This window comes from Burkholderia sp. E168m23, assembly GCF_016586125.1.
GTDB lineage: Bacteria > Pseudomonadota > Gammaproteobacteria > Burkholderiales > Burkholderiaceae > Burkholderia > Burkholderia orbicola.
Genome location: NZ_BCPP01001437.1, coordinates 1 through 1,159 on the forward strand (window position 1 = coordinate 1; position 1,159 = coordinate 1,159).

The window sequence follows — 1,159 nt, forward strand, 5'->3', positions numbered from 1 at the left end:
ACTGGACCGTCGACGGCAGCGTGCACAGGAACAGCACGCCCGCATACAGCGTCGGCGTGACGAGCGGCTGCAGCACGGGTTTCAGCGCGAGGCCGAGCAGCGGAAACAGCGCGAACGTGCTGAGCAGCACGACCGCGTGCAGCCGCCAGTGCGTCGCGCCGGCAACGACGGCTTCGCGCGACAGTTTGGCGCCGTGCAGGAAGAACAGCAGGCCGACGGCGAGGTTGGTCGCCCAGTTGAACGCATGGGCGGCCGGGCCGCGGCAGGGCAGCAGGCTCGCGAGCACGACGGTGCCGACGAGCGCGAGCGTGAAGTTGTCGGGCAGAAAACGGGGACGGGCCATCGGGAACTCGATTCGAAAATGGCGAAGGTGCGCGTCGCGCGCGCGGATGGCGTTATTGTCCCGGTTGGCGATTCACTACACAAATTCATTGTGCGAATCGATTGATGAACCGATTGCATGAGATGGCGGCTACCACAGTTGCCCGGCCGCACTCGAAACGGCAGAAGAATGTTCTGTCGCGACCGCCCGCCGAAGCGAAAAAACCTAGCAGTAACATGGTGTTACACCGATGCCGGCGACATAACACTTTTTGGCTCGACACTCTTTCCCCCCACCCATAAATTACTGCTGAAAGCCTTGGGTCGGCCGAAAGGAACCGACGGCGGGCGTCGATGGGCACGGAACGATGACGGAACGGGTGAAACGGAAGATCGGACGATGGGTGGCAGGCGTGCTCGGCGCGCTGCTGATGCCGCTTGCGCTCGCCCAGCCGCCCCATGGCGGTCACGGGTTCGGGGGGCACGGCTTCGGCGGCGGCGACATGCGCGCGTACGGCCAGCAGGCCGGCGGCCCCGGCGCGGGTCCCATCTGGCGCCGCGCTGCGCCGCCTGCCGGCGTGCGTCCCGGCGGCGTGAACGGCTCGGGCTCCCGCTGGGGGCTGCGCCCGACGCCGTCGTACGGCCATTACGCCGCGCAAAGCCCGTATCGGCCGATCAGCGCCGAAGTCCGCCAGATGCCGCGCCCGCCGGGCGGCGGCAACGTCCCGCTGCGGGCCGGTTCGATCCGCGCCGACGTCGCCCGCTACAACGAGGAGCGCGGCGGTCGCCCGATGCCGCCGCCCCGCTCGCAGGAAGAGCCTGCACACTCACCTTCTTT

At 68.1% G+C, this 1,159-nt stretch carries 2 protein-coding genes; one reads left to right on the top strand and one right to left on the bottom strand.

The window, feature by feature from the left end:
• Positions 1-343, bottom strand: a 343-nt coding sequence (locus tag JMF90_RS37960) for a bile acid:sodium symporter (RefSeq protein ID WP_201326430.1), incomplete at its 3' end; no start/stop codon positions are given.
• 346 nt (positions 344-689) lie between these two features.
• Here JMF90_RS37960 and JMF90_RS37965 point away from each other — a divergent pair.
• On the top strand, positions 690-1,159 hold a 470-nt coding region (locus tag JMF90_RS37965; RefSeq protein ID WP_201326431.1), incomplete at its 3' end, for a peptide-binding protein.